The 18,993-nt window shown below is 74.0% G+C and carries 19 protein-coding genes; 12 read left to right on the top strand and 7 right to left on the bottom strand.

What is annotated here, in order from left to right:
* Positions 1-22: 22 nt before the first annotated feature.
* Together AB0J08_RS20115 and AB0J08_RS20120 are read right to left on the bottom strand one after the other, a co-directional pair.
* Complete coding sequence (locus AB0J08_RS20115) at positions 23-802, bottom strand: alpha/beta hydrolase (RefSeq protein ID WP_360635588.1); 780 nt, start codon at positions 800-802, stop codon at positions 23-25.
* Positions 803-1,064: 262 nt separating this feature from the next.
* Positions 1,065-1,730 carry a TetR/AcrR family transcriptional regulator gene (locus AB0J08_RS20120; protein ID WP_360635591.1) on the bottom strand — a complete coding sequence of 222 codons (666 nt, stop codon included), beginning with the start codon at positions 1,728-1,730 and terminating at the stop codon, positions 1,065-1,067.
* Positions 1,731-1,944: 214 nt separating this feature from the next.
* Here AB0J08_RS20120 and AB0J08_RS20125 point away from each other — a divergent pair, with 214 nt between their 5' ends.
* Entirely contained in the window at positions 1,945-2,517 is a 573-nt protein-coding gene (locus AB0J08_RS20125) for a hypothetical protein (RefSeq protein ID WP_360635594.1), read from the top strand.
* 550 nt (positions 2,518-3,067) lie between these two features.
* Here the strand turns inward: AB0J08_RS20125 and AB0J08_RS20130 are convergent.
* Complete coding sequence (locus AB0J08_RS20130) at positions 3,068-3,712, bottom strand: response regulator transcription factor (RefSeq protein WP_360635598.1); 645 nt, start codon at positions 3,710-3,712, stop codon at positions 3,068-3,070.
* Positions 3,709-4,911: a sensor histidine kinase gene (locus AB0J08_RS20135; protein WP_360635746.1), complete on the bottom strand. Its 1,203-nt coding sequence runs from the start codon at positions 4,909-4,911 to the stop codon at positions 3,709-3,711. Before AB0J08_RS20135 ends, AB0J08_RS20130 begins: the two co-directional genes overlap by 4 nt.
* Positions 4,912-5,310: 399 nt before the next feature.
* On the opposite strand from AB0J08_RS20135, the gene AB0J08_RS20140 reads away from it, so the two are divergent.
* The 8 genes from AB0J08_RS20140 to AB0J08_RS20175 all read left to right on the top strand — a co-directional run bounded on the left by AB0J08_RS20140 (position 5,311) and on the right by AB0J08_RS20175 (position 11,976).
* Positions 5,311-5,871 carry a heme-binding protein gene (locus AB0J08_RS20140; protein ID WP_360635601.1) on the top strand — a complete coding sequence of 187 codons (561 nt, stop codon included), beginning with the start codon at positions 5,311-5,313 and terminating at the stop codon, positions 5,869-5,871.
* A 227-nt stretch (positions 5,872-6,098) separates the two neighbouring features.
* The gene (locus AB0J08_RS20145) at positions 6,099-6,515 is read left to right on the top strand and encodes a PPOX class F420-dependent oxidoreductase (protein WP_360635749.1); all 417 of its coding nucleotides are present in this window, start codon (positions 6,099-6,101) and stop codon (positions 6,513-6,515) included.
* Positions 6,516-6,558: 43 nt separating this feature from the next.
* Positions 6,559-6,972 (top strand): hypothetical protein, encoded by a 414-nt coding sequence (locus AB0J08_RS20150; protein WP_360635604.1) that lies wholly within the window; start codon positions 6,559-6,561, stop codon positions 6,970-6,972.
* Positions 6,973-7,223: 251 nt separating this feature from the next.
* Entirely contained in the window at positions 7,224-8,099 is an 876-nt protein-coding gene (locus AB0J08_RS20155) for an NAD(P)-dependent oxidoreductase (protein WP_360635607.1), read from the top strand.
* Positions 8,100-8,137: 38 nt separating this feature from the next.
* Entirely contained in the window at positions 8,138-8,290 is a 153-nt protein-coding gene (locus AB0J08_RS20160) for a hypothetical protein (protein WP_360635610.1), read from the top strand.
* 115 nt (positions 8,291-8,405) lie between these two features.
* Positions 8,406-8,984, top strand: a complete 579-nt coding sequence (locus AB0J08_RS20165) for an NAD(P)H-dependent oxidoreductase (RefSeq protein WP_360635613.1) — start codon at positions 8,406-8,408, stop codon at positions 8,982-8,984.
* 375 nt (positions 8,985-9,359) lie between these two features.
* Positions 9,360-10,541 carry an LPXTG cell wall anchor domain-containing protein gene (locus AB0J08_RS20170; protein ID WP_360635616.1) on the top strand — a complete coding sequence of 394 codons (1,182 nt, stop codon included), beginning with the start codon at positions 9,360-9,362 and terminating at the stop codon, positions 10,539-10,541.
* Between the two features lie 280 nt (positions 10,542-10,821).
* Entirely contained in the window at positions 10,822-11,976 is a 1,155-nt protein-coding gene (locus AB0J08_RS20175) for a hypothetical protein (protein ID WP_360635751.1), read from the top strand.
* 17 nt (positions 11,977-11,993) lie between these two features.
* Here the strand turns inward: AB0J08_RS20175 and AB0J08_RS20180 are convergent, their stop codons facing one another.
* Positions 11,994-12,752 (bottom strand): aquaporin, encoded by a 759-nt coding sequence (locus tag AB0J08_RS20180; RefSeq protein ID WP_360635619.1) that lies wholly within the window; start codon positions 12,750-12,752, stop codon positions 11,994-11,996.
* Between the two features lie 336 nt (positions 12,753-13,088).
* On the opposite strand from AB0J08_RS20180, the gene AB0J08_RS20185 reads away from it, so the two are divergent.
* Positions 13,089-13,865: a MerR family transcriptional regulator gene (locus tag AB0J08_RS20185; RefSeq protein WP_360635622.1), complete on the top strand. Its 777-nt coding sequence runs from the start codon at positions 13,089-13,091 to the stop codon at positions 13,863-13,865.
* A gap of 25 nt (positions 13,866-13,890) precedes the next feature.
* Here the strand turns inward: AB0J08_RS20185 and AB0J08_RS20190 are convergent, their stop codons facing one another.
* A complete protein-coding gene (locus AB0J08_RS20190; RefSeq protein ID WP_360635625.1) occupies positions 13,891-14,928 on the bottom strand; it encodes a helix-turn-helix domain-containing protein in 1,038 nt (345 codons plus the stop codon).
* A 244-nt stretch (positions 14,929-15,172) separates the two neighbouring features.
* Between AB0J08_RS20190 and AB0J08_RS20195 the strand changes: the two genes are divergently transcribed.
* Positions 15,173-15,865: a SigE family RNA polymerase sigma factor gene (locus AB0J08_RS20195; RefSeq protein WP_360635628.1), complete on the top strand. Its 693-nt coding sequence runs from the start codon at positions 15,173-15,175 to the stop codon at positions 15,863-15,865.
* On the top strand, positions 15,862-17,292 hold the full coding sequence (locus tag AB0J08_RS20200) for a hypothetical protein (RefSeq protein WP_360635631.1): 1,431 nt from the start codon (positions 15,862-15,864) through the stop codon (positions 17,290-17,292). Before AB0J08_RS20195 ends, AB0J08_RS20200 begins: the two co-directional genes overlap by 4 nt.
* Positions 17,293-17,348: 56 nt before the next feature.
* Here the strand turns inward: AB0J08_RS20200 and AB0J08_RS20205 are convergent, their stop codons facing one another.
* A complete protein-coding gene (locus tag AB0J08_RS20205; protein WP_360635634.1) occupies positions 17,349-18,848 on the bottom strand; it encodes an aminopeptidase P family protein in 1,500 nt (499 codons plus the stop codon).
* Positions 18,849-18,993 lie beyond the last annotated feature (145 nt).

The following is an 18,993-nucleotide window of genomic DNA, read 5'->3' on the forward strand; positions in this document are numbered from 1 at the left end:
GACGGGGCGGGTCACCGTCCCGTCAGGCGGCCGTGAGGAAGGTGCGGACCGTCGCGGTGAAGGCCTCGGGCTGCTCGACGACCACGACGTGGCCGGCGTCGAACTCGGCGTACTCGCTGCCGGCGATGGCCGCGTGCAGACGGCGGGCGTTCTCCACCGGGATGGTGGCGTCCTGGGTGCAGCCGATCACCAGGGTCGGGGCCTGGACGCGGGGGAGCAGCTCCGTGACGTCGAGGTTCAGGTTGAGGCCGATGTGGCGCAGTGTGCCGGGGGTCGGCCGCATGAACCCGGCGTTGGCCTCGACGCCCGCGCGCCCGATCCCGTTGAGGAAGCCGCGGCTGAACGCGGTGAGGGTGGCGTAGCGGCCGAAGGCGGCGGTGTCGCCGGCGATGGCGAGCCAGACGGTCATCATGTTGCGCAGGTACTCGTCGTCCGCGTTGATCCAGCCCGCGGCGGCGACCAGGCGGCGCACCTGTTCCGGTCGGCGGGCCGCGGCGGCGGTGGCGACGACCGCGCCGAGCGAGAAGCCGACCACGTCGGCCGGGCCGCGGCCGGCGTCCTCGATGACGGCGTTGACCTGTGCGGCGAGGGTCTCGACGGTCAGCTCGCCGCCGTCGTCCTCGGCGCTCTCGCTGCCGGACAGCTCGGGGAGCAGGACGGTGTAGCGGTCGGTGAAGCCGTCCAGCAGGTGGTCCCACATGGCGGAGCCGGGGCCGGTGCCGTGGACGAGGACGAGGGTCTCGGGGCCCTCGCCGACGACGCGGTAGGGGATGCGGGCGGTGTCGACGGTGACGGTGGGCATGGCTGGGTCCCTTCGGTGGGTCGGGTGCGGATCGCTGTCCGGTCGGGGCGGAGGCTCCTTACGACAAAAAGTAAACTACACGGTGTAGGTAAAGTGAGCAACTACACCGTGCAGTGCACCTTGGGGCCCGCGAAGGCGCCCGGGTCTGCGGCGGGAGGGTGTGGGGCCCGGGCGTCCAGCTGCTCGGGGGCTTCGTGCGGTGGCCGGGTGTGCGGCGAGGGCCGGCCCCGGAGTCGGGGCCGGCCCTCGCGGAGCGGTCGGATCAGCTGCCGTAGAGGCGCAGGAAGGCGCGGACTCCGGCGGTGATGCCGGGCAGCAGCTCGGCCTCGGGGACGTGGATCGCGCCGAAGAAGGTGCGGTCGGCGGCGCCGCTGAAGGTGAGCAGGGTGAACTGGGTGGCGGCGAGCTCCGCGTCCTCGATCCGCAGCAGTCCCAGCCCGGCGAGGCGGCCGAAGTGGGCGGTGAGGTCGCGCTGGGAGGCGAGCGGGCCGGCGTCCAGCCAGGCGGCGAGCACCTCGGGCGGGATGTTGCCGGCTTCGGCGCGGATCGTGCGGCCGAGTGCGTAGTGGTCGCCCGCGGCGAGGACGGCCCGGACGCGGTCGACCGCGAAGGCGGTGAGGTCGGCCTCCAGGTCGACGATCTTGTGCAGGTGCCGGTCGGCCAACCGGGCGATGACCTCGGTCAGTTCGCCGGCCGTCTCCAGGGCGACGGACAGGAACAGCTTCTCCTTGTCGCCGAAGTGGTTGTAGATGGTGCGCTTGGAGACCCCGGCCTCGGCGGCGATCGTGTCCACGCTGGCCCGGGTGTAGCCCTCGCGGCCGAAGACCGTGCTCGCCGCGCGGGCGATGGCCTGGCGCTTCTCCGGCATCCGGCGCGAGCCCGCGGCGGCCGCCGCGCTCCCCGGCGTTCCTGGCGTCCCTGCGGTCATCGGGGTCTCTCCTTCGCGGCGTCAATTGCACTACTCGGTGCAGTTTACTCTTGGGGTGTGTGCGGTGCGTGCGGCCTGCCGCGCCACCGTGGCGCGCGACGCGGGGCGTGGAACTGTGGCGCTCCGGCGTGCCGTCCACGCAGTGACGGAATCCCTTCCCGGGTTGAACGCCGGGAGAAGTGCGGAGGGCCCGGTGCAGTCTGGTGGAGCCGAAGTGAACGTCGACATCCCGGTCGGGCCCCCGTGGCCGGAGCCGGCCGGATCCCCCGCGCCGCCTGCGCGGGCGGCGGTGGACCAGGCCGTCGCCGCCGAGCGCTGCGAACACCTGCTGCGGGAGACGCTGGACGCCGTCCGGCCGGCGCTGTCCTGGCGGCACGCGGTGCCCTGCGCGGGGGCGCGCCTGCAGGCGCCCGGCTCGGGCCCGGCCGACGGTGGCGTCCAGTGGTACGTCGGTCGCGGCCGGGACATCGTCACCATCATCTCGGCCGCCCGCCGGCGGGAGCTGCCGGCCATGGTGGAGGCCGGGTGGCGGCGCCACGGCTGGACCATCACCTCGGTGAACGCCTGTCGCGACCTGCCCGGAGTCGCCGCGACCACGCCGGACGGCTACCGGCTCGCGCTGGAGTTCGGGGCGCTGGGGGAGGCCCGGCTGACGGCGACCTCGCCGGGAGTGGCCCGCTCCGAGCGGGCGGGCACTGCTCGCGGCGGGCCCGAAGGCTCGTGCGCCGGGGGTGGGACGAGGCCGCTGCCGGAGGTCTGCTGTCCGTTCTGGAGCGCGATGGTCTGACGCGGGCGGCGCGGGCGGTGGCGCCGCGTCGAGGTGAGGCGTTGAGGAGGCGCGGAGCGAGTCCCCCCGGACTCGCTCCGCGCCTTCCCAGCACACGGCATCGGCGCGCCGTACCCCCCGACTCCCCGGTCCCTCGCCGCCCCCCTGGCAATCACCCTCCGGCGAGGGTGGGTCGCACAGACCTCGGCGAGGCCCCACCACCGGGGGCGTCGTTGATCTCCACGCTAACAAACCGAGTGGTTGGTTTGTCAATAGCGAGATCCACGAAATATCCACATTCCCGAGGTGGGCCTCCGGGTGCGTGTCCCCGAGTGAGGGGGCATCATCGATCGGATGCCGGGGCGCGCTGTTCCTGCAAGGGTGCTCCGTAAACGTACTGATCGACCGTCGAAGGGCCCCGAGAGGAGGGCGGGGCAGTGCGGACGAGAGCTTGAGGCCCGGCCGGCCTCACCCGTTCGGCTGAACGTCCGACCGGCGCCGGGGTGTCCCCCGAGCCCGGAAGCAGACACTCCGGGGGAGGGTCCGACACGGAGCGGTATCGGACCGGCGCTCAGCGCAGCAGACGGCGCTCCTTGGCCACGGCCACCGCGCCGGCCCGGGTGTCGACGCCCAACTTGTCGTAGATCCGGCCCAGATGGGTCTTCACCGTGGCCTCGCTGATGAACAGCGCCCGGGCGATCTCCCGGTTGCCCAGCCCCTGCGCGAGTTGGGCGAGGATCTCCTGCTCACGCTCGGTCAGTTGCGGTACGGGGGCGCGCATCTGCGCCATCACCCGCGAGGCGACCGGCGGCGACAACACCGTCCGGCCGCGCGCGGCCGCGTGCACCGCCGCGAACAGCTCCTCCGGCCGCTCGGCCTTCAGCAGGTAGCCGGTGGCGCCCGCACCGATCGCCCTGGTGATGTCGGCGTCGGTGTCGTAGGTGGTGAGCACCAGGACATGCGGTGCGCCGGGCACGGCGGTGATCCGCCGGGTGGCCTCGACACCGTCGATGCCCTCGCCGAGCTGGAGGTCCATCAGCACGACCTGCGGCGCCAGCCGGGCGGCCAGCTCGACCGCCTCCTCGCCGTCGCTCGCCTCGCCGACCACCGCGATGTCACCGGCGCTGGCCAGCAGCGCCAGCAGGCCGGCCCGGACGACGGCGTGGTCGTCGCAGACCAGCAGCCGGACCGGAGGCGTCGCGGGGGCAGTGCTCATCGGGGCTCCAAGGGGGCTCGGCGGGGCTCCAGCGGGATCGCGGCGGAGACGACGGTGCCCTCGCCGGGGGAGCTCTCGACGGTCAGGGTGCCACCGAGCTGCCGCAGCCGGGCCCGCATCGCGGGCAGGCCGTGACCGCGTCCGCCACCGCCGCCGGCGGCGCCCGGCGGGCCGGGGCGCGCGCCGCCGGGCCCGCCCGGGTGGAACCCCCGGCCGTCGTCGGCGATGTCCAGCACGGCCTGGTCGCCGAGGAAGGAGAGGGTCAGCGCGGCGGCCGAGGCCCCGGCGTGCTCCCGGACGTTGGCCAGCGCGCCCTGGGCGATCCGCAGCAGCGCCGACTGCGCGGCGGCGGGCAGCGGCACCGGGGCGCCGTCCAGGTGGAAGCGGACCGGCAGCCCGCTCTCGGCGGACTCCCGCTCGGCGAGCGAGCGCAGCGCCTGGTCGAGGGTGCGGTCGTCGGCGAGTTCGGCGGGCGCGAGGTCGTGGACGAAGCGGCGGGCCTCGGCGAGGTTGCGGGCCGCCACCTCGGCGGCGGTGCGGACATGGGCACGGGCCGTCGTCGGGTCGGCCTCCCAGGTGCGGTCGGCGGCCTGAAGCAGCATCTGCTGGCTGGAGAGCCCCTGCGCGAGGGTGTCGTGGATCTCCATGGCCAGCCGCTCACGCTCGGCCAGGGTGCCCTCCCGCCGCTCGGTGGCGGCGAGTTCGCGCCGGGTGCGGACGAGGTCCGCGATCAGCGCCCGCTGCCGCTCGGCCTGCCGTTCCATGTACAGGAAGACGGCGGTGGCCAGCGCCGCCACGGCGGGTGGCAGCAGCACCAGGTTGGCGTCCACCCCGCCCGGCAGCCGGACCTCGCCGATCACCACCAGCAGGGTGAGCGCGGCCACCAGGGGGATCGCCGCCCGGGCGGGCAGGGTGCGCAGGGCGGTGTAGACCAGCGGGACGGCGCACCAGGCGAAGCTCGGCGCCACCAGCACCAGCACCACCCAGAGCGCGACCACCAGGGCCAGCGGCCAGAGCCTGCGCCGGCGCCCGGGGGCGGGCGGCCGGCGGTGTGCCAGCCAGGAGCCGACCGGCTGGGTGACGGCCAGGGCGAGGCCGAGGCCGATCACCCAGGGGATGCGGGGGTTGCCGGGGTGGTGGCCGAGGTAGCGGCTGAGCGCGGTGGCGAGCAGCAGCAGGAAGGCGGAGTCGAGCAGCACGGCCAGCCGGCCGGCGTCCGGGTCGTCGGCGGCGAGGGGGCCGGCGTCCGGGTCGGCGGGGGCGGCGGCGGTGGCCGGCTCGCCGCCGACGGGACGGTCCTGCTCCACGGGCGGCTCCTTCCACTCTGCCGTCGACACTTTTTGCCTACCGCGGCTGTCGACACTCCTGGCCTACCCGCGCTGACCTGCGTCGATCCCTCGATGGTGACCCGTCCGACCGGGTCGCGCATCAGCCGATCGGTTGACGGGGCCGTCCTCCATCATGCGCGCCGGCAGCCGCCGGACCGTCGATGTGCCCGGGGGGTCGGCGGCCGGAGGATCGGTACCGAAGCCGTCGAGCCCGACCTGGCCCCCTGATCCCGGCCGCGGCCCCCGACCGATCCGACGAGGAGCTTGACCATGAAGAAGACCTCCGTGCGCACCCGGGTGCTGACCGGTACCGTCGCCGCCGCCGCGCTGGCCGCCGCCACCGTCGGCGCCGTCTCGGCCAGTGCCGACACCACCGGGACCCCGGCCGTCGCCGCCGCGGTGCAGGCCGACACCCAGAACAAGAACCTCACCCAGACGACCGGTCTGACCATCGAGGCCGCGACGAAGGCCGCCCAGGCCACGCTGGACGCGGCCACCAAGGCCGGCCAGCACGTCTCGGTCGCGGTGGTGGACCGCGACGGCATCACCCGGGTGCTGCTCAAGGGCGACGGCGCCGGCCCGCAGTCGCCGGTGTCCGCCGAGCGCAAGGCGTTCACGGCCGTCTCCTGGAACGCGCCGACCTCCGAACTGGCCAAGCGCCTGGCGCAGGCACCCAACCTCACGGACATCCCGGGCACGCTGTTCCTGGCCGGCGGCGCCCCGGTGCAGGCCAAGGGCGCACCGGTCGCGGCGATCGGCGTCGCGGGCGCGCCCAGCGGCGACCTGGACGAGCAGTTCGCCCAGGCGGGTGTCGCGGCGCTCGGCAACTAGGGCCCGGCGCTCGGCGACCAGGGCCCGGCGGGCGGAGCGCGCCCGGCACGGCGGCCGGTGCACCGGAGCGGACCCCCGACCGCTCCGGTGCACCGGCTTTCGCGTGCCGGATGGTTCGCGTGTCCGGTGGTGCCCGCGGCGGGGTGGTGTCCCGCGACCGGCCCACCGGGTCTCCGGGATCCGCTGCGCCGGAGCGCCGCAGCGGCCAGGATGAACGCATGCCCCACATGACCGAGGCCGAATGGCGTGCGTTCCTCGCCGCCGGCACCCGTACCGCGAAGATCGCCACCACCCGGGCGGACGGCCGGCCGCACGTCGCGCCGGTCTGGTTCCTGCTGGAGGGCGACGAGATCCTGTTCAACACCGGCGCCGGCACCGTCAAGGGCTGCACCCTGGCCCGGGACGGCCGGGTGATGATCTGCGTGGACGACGAGCGGCCGCCGTTCTCCTACGTCCTCGTCCAGGGCACCGCCCGGCTCGGCGACGATCTGGCCGAGGTGCGTGCCTGGGCCACCCGGATCGCCGCCCGGTACATGGGCGAGGAACTCGCCGAGCAGTACGGCGCCCGCAACGGCGTCCCCGGCGAGCTGCTCGTACGGGTGAAGATCGAGAAGGTCAGTGCAGAACACGGGGTGGCCCATTGAAAAGCCTGTGCCGCTGTCAGTGGGGCGTGGCAGGCTTCCCGCTATGACGGCGTGGACCCTCAACGACATCGAACGTGCGATCCGCTCCTCCTGGGGTGTCGACACCTGTGCGCCCGAGGATCTGGCCCACTGGCGTCCGGACAATCCCGCCCGCGGTCAGTGCGGGGTGACGGCGATGGTCCTGCACGACCTGCTCGGCGGCGAGCTCATGATGGGCGAGGTGCACGTCGGCGGCGTCCGGACGGACCTGCACTGGTGGAACCGGTTCGCGACCGGCTTCGAGATCGACCTCACCCGCGAGCAGTTCGGCCCGGACGAGCGGGTCGGCCCCGGGCGGCCGGTCGCCCGCCCGCAGCGTCCGGGGCGGCTCCAGGCCCAGTACGAGCTGCTGCGCCACCGGGTCGTCGCCGAGCTGGAGTCGGGCCGGGCCCGGCTGCCGGAGCGCGCGTGCGCCTGATCGAGGCGGAGCCGGTGGGCTGACGTACAGTCGGGAACGGGTGGGCCGCGGCCGGACGGCTCACCCGTCCGGTCCATCTGTTCCGGCCCACCTGACTTGGTTCACCTGATTCGGCCCACCTGACTCGGCTCGTCCGTTCCGGCACGCCGGCACCGGTCCGGCGGCTTTCGGCCGGCCGTCCGTCGCCGGGTCCGTCGGTCGGTCCGGCCGGTCGGCTCGCCGAACGACGACGGGAGTGTGCGATGGCCGCGATGACGGTCGGATTCGTGGGGCTCGGCGCGATGGGGCAGGGCATGGCCGCCAGCCTGTTGCGGGCCGGTCACTCCGTCCGGGTCTGGAACCGCTCGCCCGAGCCGGTGGCCGCGCTGGTCGCCCAGGGCGCGCAGGCCGCCGACGGACCGGCCGACGCGTTCGCCGCCGAGGCGGTGGTCTCCATGCTCGCCGACGACGCCGCGGTCGAGCGGCTGCTGCTCGACCCCGCCCTGCTGGCCGGAGCCCGGGCCACCGTGCACGTCAACATGGCGACGGTCTCGGTGGCGCTCGCGGAGCGGGCCGAGGCCCTGCACGCCGAGCACGGCATCGGCTACGTCGCCGCGCCCGTCCTCGGCCGGCCCCCGGTGGCGGCGGCCGGCGAGCTGAACATCCTGGCCGCCGGCGCCCCGAAGGCGCTCGCCCGGGTCGAGCCGCTGCTCGCCGCGATGGGGCGGCGGACGTGGCACTTCGGCGCGAGCCCGAGCCAGGCCAACACCGCCAAGATCAGCGCCAACTTCCTGCTGGCCTGCGCGATCGAGTCGATGGCCGAGGCGTGCAGCCTGGCCGAGGCCAACGGCGTCCGCCCGACCGACCTGGTCGAGATGCTCACGAGCACGCTCTTCCCCGGGCCGGTCTACTCCGGCTACGGGGCGATGGTCGCCGAGCGCCGGTACGAGCCGGCCGGCTTCAAACTGCCGCTGGGTCTCAAGGACGTCGACCTCGCGCTCACCGCCGGTGCCGCGGCCCGTGTGCCGCTCCCTTTCGGCAGCGTGCTGCGGGACGCCTTCCTCGACGCGCTCGCGCACGGCGACGGCGAGAAGGACTGGGCGGCCGTCGCGGCCGTCGCCCGCCGCCGGGCCGGCCTGCCGGCGTAGCGGCCGGCCCGCCGGGGCCCGGCCCGGCGGTGCCGCCGGTGGCCTGGATCCCCGGCCACCATGCCGTCTCCCGCAGGGTCGCCCACCGGCTCGGACCGACCGACCAGGGCCTGCGCCGCGACCCGATCCAGGGCGACCTGCCGCACCTCTACGCGGACCGACCGCTGCCGCCCGCCGGGTCGCCGCCGTAGCGCCGGGACCCGCGTACCCGTGCGGCGGCGCCGGGTCGCTGCCGTAGCGCCCGGCGGAGCCCTCGGAGCGCTGTCGTAGGCTCGGGGTTCTGTCACAGTCCGCACGGGGGTCCTGATGTCCGAGCACGCCGCCGGCGCCGCAGCGCCGCGTTCGTTCCTCTTCCTGAACGCCAGTTCACGCAGCGACGGCAACTCGGAGCAGCTGGCCCGGCTGGCCGCCGAGGCGAGTCTTCCGGCCGGCGCCGAGCAGCGGTGGCTGCGGCTGAGCGAGCACCCGCTGCCCCCGTTCGAGGACCGCCGGCACAGCGACGACGGTGGCTTCCGCGCGCCGTCCGGCCACGAACGCACCCTGCTGGACGCCACGCTGGCCGCGACCGACCTGGTCTTCGTGGCGCCGGTGTACTGGTACTCGCTGCCGACCAGCGCCAAGCTCTACCTCGACCACTGGTCCGCCTGGCTGCGGGTGCCCGGGGCGGACTTCCGCGCCAGGCTGTCCGGCGGCACCATCTGGGCCGTCACGGCCCTGGCCACCGAGCCGGACAAGGCGGACCCGCTGATCGCCACCCTGCGGCTCTGCGCCGACTACATGGGCATGCGCTGGGGCGGCGCGCTGCTCGGCAACGGCACCCGCCCGGGCGACGTGCTGAACGACGAGCGGGCGCTGGTCGCCGCCAAGTCCTTCTTCGCGGGCTGACCCGGACCGACCGGGCTGAGCCGGGCCGTCCCGGCTCAGCCCGGTCGGCCGCCAAGGGGGCCATGGCCCGGCCCTCCTGGCGGCGATTTTCCGCCACCGCAGGGCTGTCGGCGGCAGCGTTCCGGCCGTGTACCGGTCACCCTGGGGTCATCTGACGGTTGGCCACAAAAGCCTTATGAAGTGACGGAGTTGGGCCAACCGGACAGTATCCGGTCAGGGTGGTGCACGAAGGGTGGCACCCGCCTTCCGGAGTGGCTGGATCTTTCGGTAGTCTCCGTCGGACTTTCAGCTTCGTGGGGGACCGCTGTTCGGACAGCCCCGTCCTTCCGCGCTCCCGGGCCGCGCCCGGACTCTCTCGTGAGGTTCTCCTTGTCCATGTCCATACGTCGCAGTTTCGCCCTTGCCGGCGCCGCCGCCCTCGCCTCCTCGATGGTGCTGGCCGGTGCCCAGGGCGCCGTCGCCGTCGGCACCACCGGCTCCCCGTCCGCCGCTGCGGCGCCGCAGGCCGACAAGGCCTCGCGCCAGAGCCTGGACCTTTCCGTGCGCGGGGTGCCGGACACCTTCGTCGCCGGTGGCGACGCCCGCGAGTTCACCTTCCGGATCGACAACTCCACCCGGCACGACTTCGTCTTCATCCCGCTGCTCAAGTTCAAGAACCGCGCGGGCAGCCTGGAGGCCGGTGACCTCAAGGTCGAGTACCAGCTGCCCGGTGGCGGCTGGCTGCCCGGTTCGGTCGCACCCGGTGGCGGGGACTCCGACGACGACGCGGTGCTCATCCTGCTGGGCGGCGTCGACTCCGACGACGCGCTGCTCGGCGTGAACCGGGGCAAGGACGTCTCCATCAAGGTCCGCGCCTCGTTCACCAAGGACGCCCCGCTCGGCAAGGCCGGCGTGGTGCCGGTGGTCTTCTCCGAGCAGCTCGACGACCAGACCCACGAGCCCGTCGGCAACGGCCACTTCAGCTGCGACGGCATCACCGGCGCCGGCTTCACCATCAAGGCCGGGAGCAAGCCGAGCCCGACCGCCAGCCCGAGCACCGGCAAGCCGAGCCCCACGGTGAAGCCGACCGGCAGCCCGTCGGCCAGCCAGTCGCCGAGCCACTCGCCGTCGGCGACCGCGACCACCACGGCCACGGCGACCGCCACCGCGACGCCCACGCCCACCGTCACCCCCACGTCGTCGGCGACGGCCACCCCGACGCCGTCCGCCACGGCGACCGCCTCGGCGTCGGCCAGCCCCTCGGCGTCCGCCACCGCGTCGTCCTCCGCGACCGCGCAGCCGACCGGTTCGACGCCCTCCGTCCCGCCGACCGGCGGTACCGGTGTGCAGGAGCCGATCGACTTCCCGGTGACCGTGCCGACCGTGACGCCGCCGAAGCTCACCCCGGCCGCCGTCACCAAGGCCAAGGGCGCGGCCGACACCGCCGACAAGGCGCTGGCGCAGACCGGTGGCGGTGACGACACCACCCTCATCGCCGTCGCCGGTGGCGTCGTCCTCGCGGCCGGTGCCGGCACCCTCGTGGTGCTCCGCCGCCGCAAGTCCGCCCAGCAGGGCTGACACCGGCCTCGCTGAGCCCCGGCTCCGCTGATCCTCCGGCCTCGCTGATCCGCCGGCTCCGCTGAGCCCCGGCCGTGCCGGGTTTCGGGGGCCCCGGCCGCCGACCGCGCCCCTCGGATGTCCCTCCACCGGACACCCGAGGGGCGCGGTCGCTTCCGTCAGGTCGCATAGGATGACCGGCCGAAGGGGGCTCGGCGTCGGGAGAGGTACAGGGGTGCGGGGAGCACGGTCGGCACGGTCCACCACCGACTACGAGGCCGCCACCGGGCGGATAGCCGGTCTGCCGGTGCGCAGACACCACGTCCTGCTGGTCGGCTGGACGGTTCTCTGGTTCCTGCTGGTCGAGCCCAGCGGCGGCTTCTCCTGGCACTACCTGCGCCAGGGCGAGGAACTGCTCTTCAGCGGCCAGGCCGACGGCGGACTCTCGCTCTACGCCCACCACCCCGAGCTGCAGATCGGCCCGGTCAGCCTGGCCGTCGCCCGCCTCTTCAGCCCGTTCCCCGCGCACACCGGCCAGGTGGTGGCCGAGGCGGCGATGTCCGGCCTCGGCCTGGTGATGCTCGTCCTGGTCGGCCGCACCGCCGCCTGGTACTACCTGGGCACCGGCACCAACCACCGCCGGCTGCAGCAGCGACTGCTGGTCGCCGGGCTGGCGTTCATCCCGATGTGGGTGGAGGTCTCGGTCCGCTTCGCGCACCTGGACGATGTGCTGGCGCTCTTCTTCACCACCCTCGCCGCCCACGCGCTCAGCCGGGGCCGGGCCCTCCAGGTCGGCGTCTACCTGGCGCTGGCGGTGGACTCCAAGCCCTGGGCGCTGGCCTTCGCCCCGCTGATCCTCGCGCTGCCCCGGCCCGCCTGGCTGCGCACCGCGCTCTGGTTCGTCGCCCTGGTGGCCGTCGCCTGGCTGCCGTTCTACCTGGGCAACCTGGACACGGTGGCGGCCGCCAAGTTCACCATTCCCAACCAGCCGGCCTCCGCGCTGCGCTGGTTCGGGGTGACCGACCCGACCACCCCGTGGTGGGACCGGCCGCTGCAGTTCGGCCTGGGCCTGGCGCTGGGCAGCATCGCGGTGTGGCGCGGCAGGTGGCCGGCCGTCGTGCTGCTGGGAGCGGATGCCCGGATCCTGTTCGACCCCAGCGTCTACACCTACTACACCGCGTCGATCCTGCTCGGCACCCTGCTGTGGGACGCGGTCGGCCAGAAGCGGCTGGTGCCGTGGTGGAGCTGGATCGCCCTGGCCGCGCTCTACGGCGGCACGCTGCTGATCCCGTCCGACTCGGCGCGCGGCTTCGTCCGGCTGGCCTTCGTGGTGCTGTCGGCCGCGTACGTGCTGCTCTGGCCCACCCGGCAGGACCGCCGTCCGCGCTCCGGGAAGGACGGCGGCGGCCGGGCCGCCCGGCGCCGCGAGCGGGCGCTGGTGGGGGCCGCGGGCTGAGCGGCGGTGCGGTCGGCTCAGCCGGCCGTGGTCGCCGGGCCGGGGAGCAGATCGCGCGCGTCGTCCGGTACGGAGCCGGGCCGGGCGGGCCCGGAGCGGCCGAACAACGCCCCCGCCAGGGCCAGACCGGCCGCCGCCCCGGCCAGTTGGGCGAGCACGAAGCCGGGGACGGAGCCGGGCGCGATCCCGGTGTAGCTGTCGGTCAGGGCCCGCCCGAGGGTGACCGCCGGGTTGGCGAAGCCGCCGGAGGAGGTGGCCCAGCAGGCCGCGCCGACCCAGAGACCGACGGCCGCCGGTACCAGCCGGCCGCGTCCGCTGCCGGTCAGAGCGGCGACCACCAGCAGCAGCGTCCCGGTGGCCACCGCCTCGCCGAGCCAGAGCGTGCCGCCGTCCCGGCCGTGCCCGGAGGGCTCGACGAACGGCCGCCCGAACATCGCGTTGGCCAGGCTCGTCCCGGCGAGCGCGCCGACCACCTGCGCGGCGGCGTACCCGCCGAGTTCCGGCAGGGTGGGCCCGCTGCCGTCGCGCCGGCCGGTCCACCACGCGCCGACCGTCACCAGCGGGTTGAAGTGCCCGCCGGAGACCGGGCCGAACAGCTCGATCAGGACGGCCAGGGCCAGCGCGGAGGCGCCGACGTTGGCCAGGAACCGGACCCCGCCGTCCTGGCTGAGCGCGGCGGCCTGGATGCCCGAGCCGACCACGACGGCGGCCAGCGCGGCCGTGCCGACCGCCTCCGCGGCCAGCCGTCGTACCAGGGGCGCGGTGGTGGTGGTCATGGCGCCATGGTCGCGGCTGCCGTCCGGCCCCGGCAATAGGCGGCTTCGTCCAAGCCGGGGCCCGTCCGGGGCCGTCCGCTCGGAGACTCGCACGGGGCTGACAGCCCCTGAGGCGGATGGTGCGGGCCGGACGGGGCCGGTGCACGCCGGACGGGGCCGGCGATACGCGGCCCGGGGCACCCGGCCCCGCGAAACTGGGCTTGACCCTCACGCAACGGGAGGCGGGAGAGTCGTGGTCAGCGAGAAGGGAGCAACCCGCATGAGCGAGGACAGCGAGCGATTCAGAAAGAGGTGCGCGTCTCGCGAAGCGACCGCCGAGCGCAGCGAGGTGGGCGCATGAGCGGCGGCTACACGGTCGGGGCGGTGGCGAAGATCGCCAAGGTCACCGTCCGCACCCTGCACCACTACGACGAGATCGGACTGCTCGCCCCCGAGGGGCGAACCCCGGCCGGCTACCGCCGGTACCAGGACGCCGACCTCGACCGGCTGCAGCGGATCCTGTTCTACCGCGAACTCGGGTTCTCCCTTGAAGAGATCGCGGCCATCCTGGACGACGACTCGGTCAGCCCGAGCGAGCACCTGCGGCGCCAGCACAAGCTGCTGACCGACCGCATCAGCCACCTCCAGGAACTGGCCGCGGCCGTCGAACACGCCATGGAGGCACAGAAGATGGGCATTCAGCTGACCCCGGAAGAGAAGTTCGAGGTCTTCGGCGAGTCCTACCAGGAGGACTGGGAGACCGAGGCCGAGCAGCGCTGGGGCGACACCGAGGCCTGGGCGCAGTCCCAGCGCCGTACCGGCGGCTACAGCAAGGACGACTGGCAGCGGATCAAGGCCGAGACGGACGCGCTCAACGCCCGCCTGGTCGAGGCCTTCACCGCCGGCGAACCGGCCGACGGCGGCCCGGCCATGGACCTCGCCGAGGTCCACCGCCAGCACATCTGCGAGAACTTCTATGACTGCACCTTCGAGATCCACCGCGGCATCGCCGGGATGTACGTCGCCGACCCGCGGTTCACCGCCACCTACGAGCAGCTCGCCCCGGGTCTGGCCCAGTGGCTGCACGACGCGATGCTCGCCAACGCGGCGTTGCGCACCGGCGAGCAGGGGTAGCGCCCGGCCCCCCGCGGCGGGGGAGTCAGGCCACGCCGCGACCGAAGCTGCGCCGGTAGGCGGTCGGCGAGGTCCGCATCACCCGGCCGAAGTGATGGCGGAAGGTCGCGGCACTCTCGAAGCCGACGGCGGTGGCGATCTCCTCCACCGAGCCGTCCGGGGATTCGAGCAGCGGCAGGCTGGCCGCGATGCGCTGGGTGATCACCCAGCGCATCGGGCTGGTGCCGTTGCGGGCGGTGAAGTGCCGCAGGTAGGAGCGGTCGGACATCTGGGCGGCCCGGGCCAGCAGGGAGATCGTCAGCGGGGCGGACAGGTGGTCCATCGCCCACTGCATGGAGCGGGCGATGCCGTCGTCCTCCTCCTCGACCGGCCGGACGGCCGCCTCGATGAACTGCGCCTGCCCGCCGTCCCGGTGCGGCGGCACCACGAAGCGGCGGGCGACGCTGTTGGCCACCTTGGCGCCGTGGTCCCGGCGGACCAGGTGGAGGCAGAGGTCGATCCCGGCCGCGCTGCCCGCGCTGGTCAGGACGGAGCCGCTGTCCACGTACAGCACGTCCGGGTTGACCTTCACCGACGGGTGGCGCTGCTGGAGCAGCTCGGCGTACCGCCAGTGGGTGGTGGCCTCGCGGCCGTCCAGCAGGCCGGCGGCGGCCAGTGCGAAGGCGCCGGAGCAGATCGAGACGATCCGGGCGCCGCGCTCGTGCGCCGTGCGCAGCGCGGCGACCAGCCCGGGCGAGACCACGCCGCTGAAGGCGTTCGGCACCCCGGGGATCACCACGGTGTCGGCGGCGGCGAGGTCGTCCAGGCCGTGATGGGCGGTCAGGGAGAAGCCGCCGACGGACCGCAGCGCGGTGTCCGGCCGGTCGGCGCAGACCTTCAGCCCGTACCAGGGGGTGGCCAGCAGCCCGCTCAGTTCGGGCCGCGCCAGCCCGAACACCTCCACCACCACCCCGAGTTCGAACGGTGTCATGCCGTCGAAGGCGTACACCGCGACATCGTGCACCGGCTCCGGCCGCCGCCCGATCGCGACGGCCACCGGGCCGGTGGTCTGCTGGTCGGCCATGAGGTCCCCTCGGACTGGACGGCGGGTGGCGGGATGTCGGTGAGTGTAGCTCTCCCGGCCAGGCCGGAATCTTCCGGAAAGTCACCTGCAACCTCCGCCCTCCCCGCACGTCCATTCCTGCAGGGGGGCGGAGACTGCCGGCAGTTGCGGCAATGGCAGGATTCCCGCCGGTCACAAACTTGATCATGGTGTCATGACGGTCCGGTCCACGCCGGGCGCCGTCCCGGGGGAAAGCAGAGCGCGGATGTCCATGGCCATCGGGCCGATCGCGGGACGCGGGAGGAGCGGTGGCTTCTTCCGCTCCGGGCTGACCGGGCTGTTTTTCGGTGCGCAGGAGGCGAGCGGGGCACCCGCCCGCCAGGACGCTTCGTCGGGGTCCGAGCAGGAGGCGGTGCAGCGCCGGTCGGGCTTTCGGCTGCTGCGCGGTGGGCGCCGGACCGAGGTGGAGGAACGGCCCACCCTGACCGACCTCTACCACGCGCACCGGCTGGGCCTGGTGCGGATGGCGGTCCTGCTGGTCGACCACCAGGACCTCGCCGAGGACGTCGTCCAGGAGGCTTTCACCCAGCTCTACCAGCGGCAGGGCGAGCAGCTGGACGACCTGGACAACGCCCTCGGGTACCTGCGCACCAGCGTGCTGAACGGTGCCCGGTCGATGCTGCGCCGCCGCAAGACCGCCCGTGAGTACGTTCCCCCGCACGAGGCCGACGCGCCGTCGGCCGAGGACCACGCCGTGCTCAACGACGAGCACCGGCGCGTCCTGGTCGCCCTTCAGGAACTGACCTCCCGCCAGCGTGAGGTGCTGGTGCTGCGCTACTGGTCGGACATGTCCGAAGCACAGATAGCCGAGACCCTGGGGCTCTCCCGGGGCGCCGTGAAGTCCACCGCCAGCCGGGCCTTGGACGCCTTGGAAAAGCATCTGGAGAAGGTTCGATGACCGACAAGCTTCCCCGCCGGACCGGCGGAGACGGTGACGGGCCGGACGACACCCCGATGGAACGGCTGCTCCGCGAGGCGATGAGCGCCCGGGCGACGCAGATCACCGCACACGACCTGCGCCCGGCCGCACCGCCGAACCGGCGGGTGCGCCGGCTGAAGCCGGTCCACCTTGCCGCCGTGCCGCTGTTCGGCCTGGCCGCCGCGATGGCGTTCGGCGTGCTCGGCTTCCGCGGTGACACGGTGGCCGAGCAGCGCGACCCGGCCCCGGCGGCCACCGTCACGGCCACCGCGAGCCCGAGCCCGACCGCGAGCCCGACTGCGGAGCCGGCCCCCTCCGAGAGCCCGGCGGCCGCCATCACCGAGGCCTCCGCACCGGCGGCCGACCCCACGGGCACCGGCGAGCCGGTCGCTCCGGCCGCCGGTCGGACTTCGTCCTCCGCCCCGAGCGCCACGTCGAGCACCACCGCCCCGGCGCCGTCGACGCCGTACACCCTCCACGGCGTGAAACTGAAGATCCCCGACGGCTGGCGGCCCGTCGAGGAGGGCCCCCAGGCTATTCGGCTCTGCCTGCTGAGCCCGGGGGCTCCGGACGGCGCGACCTTCAAGGACTGCGACCCGTACGGTGTGGAGGTGACGGCGTACGACGCCGAGCCCATGACCTGGCCGGCGCTGGAAGATCTCGACTCCTCCGGCGGCTGGGGCCACCAGCCCTACTGTCCGGTGTGGGGCAACCCGCACGAAGTGGACGGCCAGCTGAAGAGCGTCGGCCCGGCGAAGACCACGCCCACCGTGGCCGGCCGCCCCGCGCGCAAGTCGCAGTGGCAGGTCACCTGCAACGGGAAGGACTCCTTCACGGCCCAGATGTGGGCCCTGCCCAAGGACCAGGTGTTCGTGTCGGCGATCGGTCTCACGTCCGATTACCAGGCCGGACTGCAGGCGATCGTCAACAGCCTGGACGTCAGTGGCCACATCTCGCCGTACGCGAACGACGTGAGCATCTCGGCCACCGGCGTCACCGCGGGCCAGAAAGTGCCGAACGACGGCACCCCGGTCGAGTTCTCGGTCACCTTCAAGAACACCAGCAAGACGAGCTACACCTCGACGAAGGCCGTGCTGTACGCGGGTCCTTACGCGGGTTCGCCGCTCCCCGCGACGGCGGAGACCTCCATCCTGGATCGCCGGCAGGAGGGCGCCTGGTACCCGATGGTTCTCTCGAGGCTCAACAGATTCTCCGGCCTGGAGAGCGGCTATCCGGTCTCCGTCGCCCCGGGGCAGAGCGTGACGGTGAACTACCGGCTGACGCTGACCACCGGGTACGGGCCGGGGGCCCTTCCGTTGGTCATGGCACTGGAGTCGTCGGACGGCAACGGGAGCTTCCGGGTGGCCGGCGAGAGCACCCTCCAGATCCAGGTGGTCGCCAAGTAGCGCACGCGGCAGGGCCCGGCCCCCACTCGGGGAGCCGGGCCCTGGGTGCGTGCCGGTCAGGCGAGCGAGGCCATCCACGCCTCGACGTCCTCGGCGCGGCGCGGCAGGCCGGCCGAGAGGTTCTCGTTGCCGTCGGCGGTGACCAGGATGTCGTCCTCGATCCGGATGCCGATGCCGCGGTACTCCTCGGGCACGGTCAGGTCGTCCTGCTGGAAGTACAGGCCGGGCTCGACGGTGAGCACCATGCCGGGCACCAGCAGCGCGTCGACGTGCTCCTCGGTGCGCGAGTGGGCGCAGTCGTGGACGTCCAGGCCGAGCATGTGGCCGGTGCCGTGCAGGGTCCAGCGGCGCTGCAGGCCCAGCTCCAGCACCTTCTCCAGGTCGTACACCGAGGCGTCCAGCAGGCCCCAGGCGAGCAGGCGCTCGGCCAGCACGCGCTGCGAGGCGTCGTGGAAGTCGCGGAACCGGGCGCCGGGCTTCACCGCCGCGATGCCGGCCTCCTGCGCGTCGTACACCGCGTTGTAGATCTTGCGCTGGAGCTCGTTGAACCGGCCGTCGATCGGCAGCGTGCGGGTGACGTCGGCGGTGTAGAGGGTGTGCGTCTCCACGCCGGCGTCCAGCAGCAGCAGCTCGCCGGGGCGGACCTCGCCGTCGTTGCGCACCCAGTGCAGGGTGGTGGCGTGCGGGCCGGCGGCGCAGATGGTGCCGTAGCCGACGTCGTTGCCCTCGACCCGGGCGCGGCGCCAGAAGGTGCCCTCGATCCAGCGCTCGGAGGTGGCGACGGCCTGGCCGAGCTCGCGGACCACGTCGGTGAAGCCGTTGACGGTGGCGGTGCAGGCGGCCCGCAGCTCGCCGATCTCCCACTCGTCCTTGACCAGCCGCAGGCCGCTCAGGAACTCCTTGAGCCCGGCGTCCTTGCCGGCGTCCAGCACGTCGGAGAGCGCGGCCTCCAGGCCGGCGTCGTAGCCGCGCACGATCCGGGTCGGGACGGCGTCGGCCGTGGCGCGCCCGGCCAGCTCCTCGGCGGCCTTGCGGACGTCGCGCACCGGCAGGCCGAGCAGCTGCTCCTGCTCGGTGAGGCTGTGGCGGCGGCCGACCCACAGCTCGCCGTAGCCGTCCAGCCAGAACTCGCCGTTCTCGCGGTCGGAGCGCGGCAGCAGGTAGAGGCCGAAGGCGTGGCCGGTCTCGCCGGTGGGCTCGGCGACCAGCACCGCGTCCTCGGTCTGGTCGCCGGTGAGGTGCACGTACTCGCTGGCGGCGCGGAAGTTGTAGTCGGTGTCGTTGGACCGGACCCGCAGGGTGCCGGCCGGGACGACCAGGCGCTCGCCGGGGAAGGCGGCGGAGAGCCGGGCGCGGCGCTCGGCGGCGTACGGGGCCTGGGCGACCGGGGTGAGGCCGTGCAGTTCGGTGTCGGCCCAGCCGGACTTCATCGAGGCGGCCAGCTCGTCGGAGACCTCCGAGTACAGGCCGTTCTTGCGGCCCTTGAACTGCTGCGGCTCCTCGCCGCCGGTGGCCTCCGGGTTCTCGGCCACCGCGGGGGTGCGGTCCTCGGTCACGTACGTCGCCTCCTTGCGCGAGTGCCGCCCATGGGGGTCCCCCGGGCGAAGGCCGGGGGGCGTCGGATCGCGACACACGTGGGCGGCCGTGCGTCCATGGTACGGACGCCCGGCCGCTCGACCTCCGGCGCCCTTCGGCCGGGAG

This window comes from Kitasatospora sp. NPDC050463 (assembly GCF_040655255.1).
Classification (GTDB): domain Bacteria; phylum Actinomycetota; class Actinomycetes; order Streptomycetales; family Streptomycetaceae; genus Kitasatospora.

Coding starts and splice junctions, on each gene's coding strand:
- AB0J08_RS20115 (WP_360635588.1), bottom strand. CDS start 802: ATGCCCACCGTCACCGTCGACACCGCCCGCATCCCCTACCGCGTCGTC.
- AB0J08_RS20120 (WP_360635591.1), bottom strand. CDS start 1,730: ATGACCGCAGGGACGCCAGGAACGCCGGGGAGCGCGGCGGCCGCCGCG.
- AB0J08_RS20130 (WP_360635598.1), bottom strand. CDS start 3,712: ATGAGCACTGCCCCCGCGACGCCTCCGGTCCGGCTGCTGGTCTGCGAC.
- AB0J08_RS20140 (WP_360635601.1), top strand. CDS start 5,311: ATGAAGAAGACCTCCGTGCGCACCCGGGTGCTGACCGGTACCGTCGCC.
- AB0J08_RS20145 (WP_360635749.1), top strand. CDS start 6,099: ATGACCGAGGCCGAATGGCGTGCGTTCCTCGCCGCCGGCACCCGTACC.
- AB0J08_RS20150 (WP_360635604.1), top strand. CDS start 6,559: ATGACGGCGTGGACCCTCAACGACATCGAACGTGCGATCCGCTCCTCC.
- AB0J08_RS20155 (WP_360635607.1), top strand. CDS start 7,224: ATGACGGTCGGATTCGTGGGGCTCGGCGCGATGGGGCAGGGCATGGCC.
- AB0J08_RS20165 (WP_360635613.1), top strand. CDS start 8,406: ATGTCCGAGCACGCCGCCGGCGCCGCAGCGCCGCGTTCGTTCCTCTTC.
- AB0J08_RS20170 (WP_360635616.1), top strand. CDS start 9,360: ATGTCCATACGTCGCAGTTTCGCCCTTGCCGGCGCCGCCGCCCTCGCC.
- AB0J08_RS20180 (WP_360635619.1), bottom strand. CDS start 12,752: ATGACCACCACCACCGCGCCCCTGGTACGACGGCTGGCCGCGGAGGCG.
- AB0J08_RS20185 (WP_360635622.1), top strand. CDS start 13,089: ATGAGCGGCGGCTACACGGTCGGGGCGGTGGCGAAGATCGCCAAGGTC.
- AB0J08_RS20190 (WP_360635625.1), bottom strand. CDS start 14,928: ATGGCCGACCAGCAGACCACCGGCCCGGTGGCCGTCGCGATCGGGCGG.
- AB0J08_RS20195 (WP_360635628.1), top strand. CDS start 15,173: ATGTCCATGGCCATCGGGCCGATCGCGGGACGCGGGAGGAGCGGTGGC.
- AB0J08_RS20200 (WP_360635631.1), top strand. CDS start 15,862: ATGACCGACAAGCTTCCCCGCCGGACCGGCGGAGACGGTGACGGGCCG.